Source organism: Cellulomonas massiliensis JC225, assembly GCF_000312005.1.
Classification (GTDB): domain Bacteria; phylum Actinomycetota; class Actinomycetes; order Actinomycetales; family Cellulomonadaceae; genus Cellulomonas; species Cellulomonas massiliensis.
Genome location: NZ_HE978588.1, coordinates 3,154,488 through 3,160,416, shown reverse-complemented (window position 1 = coordinate 3,160,416; position 5,929 = coordinate 3,154,488). Strand labels below are relative to the sequence as shown.

General features: G+C 76.3%; 4 protein-coding genes and 1 pseudogene. All 5 read left to right on the top strand.

Annotation, left to right across the window (positions count from 1 at the left end; genetic code table 11):
* Nucleotides 1-399 (top strand): annotated as a pseudogene (locus HGCM_RS14915) (GTPase); the annotation flags it as partial.
* 126 nt (nt 400-525) lie between these two features.
* On the top strand, nt 526-1,080 hold the full coding sequence (locus HGCM_RS20310; protein ID WP_019137623.1) for a single-stranded DNA-binding protein: 555 nt from the start codon (nt 526-528) through the stop codon (nt 1,078-1,080).
* A gap of 189 nt (nt 1,081-1,269) precedes the next feature.
* A complete protein-coding gene (gene ettA, locus HGCM_RS14905; protein WP_019137622.1) occupies nt 1,270-2,952 on the top strand; it encodes an energy-dependent translational throttle protein EttA in 1,683 nt (560 codons plus the stop codon).
* 112 nt (nt 2,953-3,064) lie between these two features.
* Nucleotides 3,065-5,029: a GTPase domain-containing protein gene (locus tag HGCM_RS14900; RefSeq protein WP_019137621.1), complete on the top strand. Its 1,965-nt coding sequence runs from the start codon at nt 3,065-3,067 to the stop codon at nt 5,027-5,029.
* Nucleotides 5,026-5,929, top strand: a 904-nt coding sequence (locus HGCM_RS18470; RefSeq protein ID WP_019137620.1) for a GTPase family protein, incomplete at its 3' end; no start/stop codon positions are given. The genes HGCM_RS14900 and HGCM_RS18470, both read left to right, overlap by 4 nt.

Here is a 5,929-nt window from a genome sequence, read left to right as displayed (position 1 = left end):
CGCGTCCCGTCGGCCGCGCGGCTGCGCGGGGAGGCGCAGGACGCGCTGCGCGGCGTGGACGTCACGGTGCGCCGGCCGGCGGCGGCGCTCGCGCTCGTCGTCGGGTCGCTCGTGCTGCTCGCCGCGGCCGTCGGCCTCGTCGTGTGGCGCGTCGCGGCCTCCGGGGCACCGGACTGGGCCCTCGTCGGGGCCGCCGGCGCCGCGGCCGCAGCCGTCGTCCTGTGGCTGGTGGCCCGCGGGGTGCGCTCGCGCGCGGCCCGCCGCCGCTACGAGGCGGTCGTCGCCGACGGGCGGGCCGCGCTCGCCGGGGTCGTGCGGCGGGGGCTCGTCGAGCCGACGGCGCAGGTGCTGGCCGAGCACCGGGCCGTGCGGGAGGCGCTCACCGAGGCGGCCGGCTGACGAGCCGCCCCCAGACCGAGCCGACGACCTGACGATCCACGGGTCGCCCGCCGCCGCTGCCGCGGGCGCGGGCGATGCCGGAGCGTCGACCTCGACCCGGACGGTCCGGGTCGAGGGAGGTGTCGGATGAGCACGCAGTCGCTGGAGGTCACGGTCGCCGGGTGGATCGGCTCGGAGGTCCGCAGCTATCACGAGAACGACGGCGGGGTGCCGTTCGCGTCGTTCCGGCTCGCCAGCACGCGGCGGGTGCGCGACCGGGAGACCGGTGCGTGGCGCGACGGGCGCACGGAGTGGTTCACGGTCAAGGCGTGGCGGGTCACCGCCCTCAACGTCGCGCAGTCGCTGTGCAAGGGGGACCCGGTCGTGGTGCACGGCCGGCTCTCGACCGAGGAGTGGGTCGCCGCCGAGGGCGTGCGGACGTCGCTCGTCCTGGTCGCGGACGCGGTGGGGCACGACCTCGCGTACGGCTCGACCCGGTTCCGCCGCACGGTGGCCCGCACGGAGCGCACCGAGCTGCCGGACGTCACGCGCCTCGACGAGCTGCCCGACGACGCGGCCGCGGTGCTGGACGCCGTCTCGCAGGCCGAGCCCGACCGGGAGCCGGACGACCTCGAGACCGAGGAGGGTCCCCTGCCGCCCGCGGACCTCGGGCTCGTGGGAGCGGCGTCCGCGCGCGTGTGACGCGTGGTCGGACGCGGGCACCGGCGTGGATCCGGGCGTGCCGCCCGGATCGCCTAGGCTGGGGGACCGGCCCGGCGGTCCGTCGCGGCGCGCCCGGACGAGCGCAGGACGCTCCCGAGCGGGCGGACGCACGACGACCGGCGGCCCCGCGGACCGACGACACACGACCAGAGGGCGGACGAAGAGCCTGTGGCTGAGTTCATCTACACCATGTACAAGGCGCGCAAGGCGCACGGAGACAAGGTCATCCTCGACGACGTCTCCCTGAACTTCCTGCCGGGCGCCAAGATCGGCGTGGTCGGCCCCAACGGCGCGGGGAAGTCCACGATCCTCAAGATCATGGCCGGCCTCGACCAGCCGTCGAACGGCGAGGCGCGGCTCGCGCCGGGCTACTCCGTCGGGATCCTCCAGCAGGAGCCGCCGCTGAACGAGGACAAGACGGTGCTCGGCAACGTCGAGGAGGGCGTCGCCGAGATCAAGGGCAAGCTCGACCGCTACAACGAGATCTCCCTGCTCATGGGGGAGCCCGACGCGGACTACGACGCGCTGCTCGCGGAGATGGGCCAGCTGCAGGAGGCGATCGACGCCGCCGACGCGTGGGACCTCGACGCGCAGCTGGAGCAGGCGATGGACGCCCTGCGCTGCCCGCCGCCCGACGCCGACGTCTCGGTGCTGTCCGGTGGTGAGCGCCGCCGCGTCGCGCTGTGCAAGCTCCTGCTCGAGAAGCCGGACCTGCTGCTCCTCGACGAGCCCACCAACCACCTCGACGCCGAGTCGGTGCTCTGGCTCGAGCAGCACCTCAAGACGTACCCCGGCGCGATCCTGGCCGTCACCCACGACCGGTACTTCCTCGACAACATCGCGGAGTGGATCTGCGAGGTCGACCGCGGCCGCCTGTACCCCTACGAGGGCAACTACTCCACGTACCTGGAGAAGAAGCAGGAGCGCCTGCAGGTCCAGGGCAAGAAGGACGCGAAGCTCGCCAAGCGCCTCAAGGACGAGCTCGACTGGGTCCGGCAGAACGCCAAGGGCCGCCAGACGAAGTCGAAGGCGCGTCTGGCGCGCTACGAGGAGATGGCGGCGGAGGCGGAGCGCACGCGCAAGCTCGACTTCGAGGAGATCCAGATCCCGCCGGGCCCGCGCCTGGGCAACGTGGTCCTGGAGGCGAAGGACCTCGAGAAGGGCTTCGACGGGCGCACGCTCATCGACGGGCTGAGCTTCACCCTGCCGCGCAACGGCATCGTCGGCGTCATCGGCCCGAACGGCGTCGGCAAGACGACCCTGTTCAAGACGATCGTGGGCCTCGAGCCGCTCGACGCCGGCGACCTCAAGATCGGCGAGACCGTCAAGATCTCGTACGTCGACCAGAGCCGTGGGGGCATCGACCCCAAGAAGACGCTCTGGGAGGTGGTCTCGGACGGCCTCGACTTCCTCAAGGTCGGCAACGTCGAGATCCCGTCGCGCGCGTACGTGGCCTCGTTCGGCTTCAAGGGCCCGGACCAGCAGAAGCCGGCGGGCGTCCTGTCCGGCGGCGAGCGCAACCGCCTCAACCTGGCGCTCACCCTCAAGCAGGGCGGCAACCTGCTGCTGCTCGACGAGCCCACCAACGACCTCGACGTCGAGACGCTCGGCTCGCTGGAGAATGCGCTGCTCGAGTTCCCCGGCTGCGCCGTCGTCGTCTCGCACGACCGGTGGTTCCTCGACCGGGTGGCGACGCACATCCTCGCCTACGAGGGCACGGAGGAGGACCCGGCGAACTGGTACTGGTTCGAGGGCAACTTCGCGGCGTACGAGGAGAACAAGGTCTCCCGGCTCGGCGCCGACGCGGCGCGCCCGCACCGGGTGACGTACCGCAAGCTGACGCGCGACTGACCGCGGACCGACGGCCGGCGTCGAGGGCTCTCCTCGACGCCGGCCGTCGTCGTCCCCGCGCGGCCGCCGGCTCCGGCAGGCCCTCCACCAGCCGAGACGCCACACTGAGGGCATGACGGCCGACCAGGACGCCGCGCGCCGGCCCGACCTGCTGGGTGCGGCCGAGCTGCTGCGGGTCCGGCTCGCCGCCGTCGCCCTGCCCCTGGACGTCGCCGGTGCCGCGTCCGCGCGCGCCGACCTGCGCGCCGCCGCCGACCAGCTGGACGACCACGTGCTGCCGCGCCTGCGGGCGAGCGGTGCGCCGCTGCTGGTCGTCGTCGGCGGGTCGACGGGAGCGGGCAAGTCGACCCTCGTCAACGGGCTCCTCGGCGAGCGCGTGACCGAGCCGGGCGTGCTGCGCCCCACGACCCGTTCGCCGGTGCTCGTGCACCACCCGGTCGACGAGGGGTGGTTCACGACCGACCGGGTGCTGCCGGGCCTCGCGCGCGTCACCGGCGGGGCCGGTGCCGACCACGGGCGCGCGCTGCGGCTGGTCCCGACGGACGCCCTCCCGGCCGGGCTCGCGCTGCTGGACGCACCGGACATCGACTCCGTCGAGACGGCGAACCGCGAGCTCGCCGCCCAGCTGCTCGCGGCGGCGGACCTGTGGCTCTTCGTCACGACGGCCGCCCGGTACGCCGACGCGGTCCCGTGGCAGCTGCTGGAGGCGGCGGCCGCCCGGCACGCGAACGTCGCGCTCGTCGTCGACCGGGTGGACGCGGGGGCGGAGGCGGTCGTGGCGGACCTGCGCCGGCTGCTGGACGAGCACGGCCTGGGCGAGTCGCCGCTGTTCGCCGTGCCGGAGACGCCGGCGACGGGCGGGCTCCTGCCGGAGGAGGCCGTCGGCGAGGTCGCCGCGTGGCTCTCGGACCTCGGGTCCGACGCCGGGGCGCGTGCCGAGGTCGCCGCGACGACCCTCGCCGGTGCGCTGGCCGACCTCGCCCGGCGCGCGCGCACGCTGGCGGCGGCGCTCGACGAGCAGGCGGCCGCGGACGAGCGCCTGCGCGCCGTGGTCCGCCGGCACGCCGACGACGCGGTCGAGCAGGTCGTGCGCGCCACGTCCGACGGGACGATGCTGCGGGGCGAGGTGCTCGCGCGCTGGCAGGACCTCGTCGGCACGGGCGAGCTGCTGCGAGCCGTCGAGCAGCGCGTGAGCCGTCTGCGGGACGCCCTCGGACGCGTGGTCCGCGGCCGGCCGGCCCCCGCCCCCCAGGCGGAGCAGGCGATCGCGCACGGCCTGGAGGCGGTCGTCCTCGACGCGCTCGACGACGCCGCGGAGCGCACCGACGCGTCGTGGCGGGCGGACCCCGCGGGGGTGGCGCTCGCGGACGGCACCGGCGGGGGCCGGGCGGGAGCGACGTCGCGCGCGGCCGTCGCGGAGCAGGTCCGGCGCTGGCAGGGGGACGTGCTGGACCTCGTGCGGGAGCAGGGGGAGCGCCGGCGCGGGACGGCGCGGGCGCTCTCGTTCGGCGTCAACGCCCTGGGCGTGGCGCTCATGGTCGCGGTCTTCGCCTCCACGGGCGGTCTCACGGGCGTCGAGGTGGGGATCGCGGGCGGGACGGCGGTGCTCGCGCAGCGGCTCCTGGAGGCGGTGTTCGGCGACGAGGCGGTGCGGCGGCTGACGACGACGGCGCACGAGCGCCTCGTCGAGCGCGTGCGGGCGCTCGTCGACGACGACCTCGGGCGGTTCGAGGGCCGGCTCGACGCGCTGGCCCTGGAGCAGGCGTCCGAGGCGGCGGCGCGGCTGCGGGCCGCGGCCGACGAGGTCGAGGCGGCGCTCGCCGCGGGACCCGAGCCGGCGCGGACGACGCCCGCCTCGCACGCGAGCGTGCAGCTGCGCGGAGCCGACGCGTGGCGTCGTGCCCACCCCGGCGGCCGGCCCGGCGCGAGCGGCTCGATGGCGCCGGCCGTGCCGGTGGGGGCCGGGACGGGGACGGGCGACGAGGGGGCACCCTCCCGCACCGGCTTCTGGCGTCGGCTGCTCGGCCGCCGGGACGAGCGGCGCGACGCCGACGAGCGCCCGGAGGGACGGTCGTGAGGCTCGATCTCGCCGCGCGGGGCGACGCGCTCGAGCAGGCGCTCGACGCCGCCGGCGAGCACCTCGCCGACTCGGTCGCGCAGCCGGCGCGGGCCGTGCTGCAGCGGGCCCGCGAGCGCGGAGGCCTGTCCGCCGAGCACACGGTCGTCGCGCTCGCGGGCGCGACCGGCTCGGGCAAGTCATCGCTGCTCAACGCGCTCGTCGGCCGGCAGGTCGCGGCGCCGGGCGTCCAGCGACCGACGACGTCGCACCCGCTCGCGGTCGTCCGCGGCGAGGGCGCCGGCCCGCTCCTGGACTGGCTGGACGTGGGCCGTCGGGTGGCGGACGACGGCTCGCTTCCCGGCCGGTCCGCCGCGGGGGCCGCGCCCGACGGGATGGTGCTGCTGGACCTGCCGGACCACGACTCGATCGTCACCGAGCACCGGGCCCGCGCGGACCACGTCGTCGAGCGCGCGGACCTGCTGGTGTGGGTCGTCGACCCCCAGAAGTACGCCGACGCGGCCCTGCACGAGCACTACCTGCGGCCGCTGGCGGCGCACGGCGCCGTGACGGTCGTCGTGCTCAACCAGGCCGACCGGCTCACGCCGGAGGAGCAGCGCGCGTGCCTGGCCGACCTGAGGCGGCTCGTCGAGGAGGACGGCCTGGCGGGAGCGCGCGTGCTCGCGGCGTCGGCGGCGACGGGGCAGGGCGTCGACGAGCTCGCCCGGCTCCTCGCCGACGCGGTCCGCCGCCGCCAGGCCTCGGTGCAGCGGTGGGAGGCGGACGAGCGTGCCGCAGCGGCGCGCGTGCTCGACGCGCTCGGCTCGGCGCCCGCCGGGACGGACCTCGGGCGCGCGACGCGGCGGCTCGTGGACGCGCTCGAGCAGGCGGCTGGCGTGCCGGCGGTCGTCGGGGCCGTGC

Excerpts from the sequence above, each read along its gene's own strand:
- HGCM_RS14900 (WP_019137621.1), top strand. The coding sequence starts at position 3,065 with ATGACGGCCGACCAGGACGCCGCGCGCCGGCCCGACCTGCTGGGTGCG.
- HGCM_RS20310 (WP_019137623.1), top strand. The coding sequence starts at position 526 with ATGAGCACGCAGTCGCTGGAGGTCACGGTCGCCGGGTGGATCGGCTCG.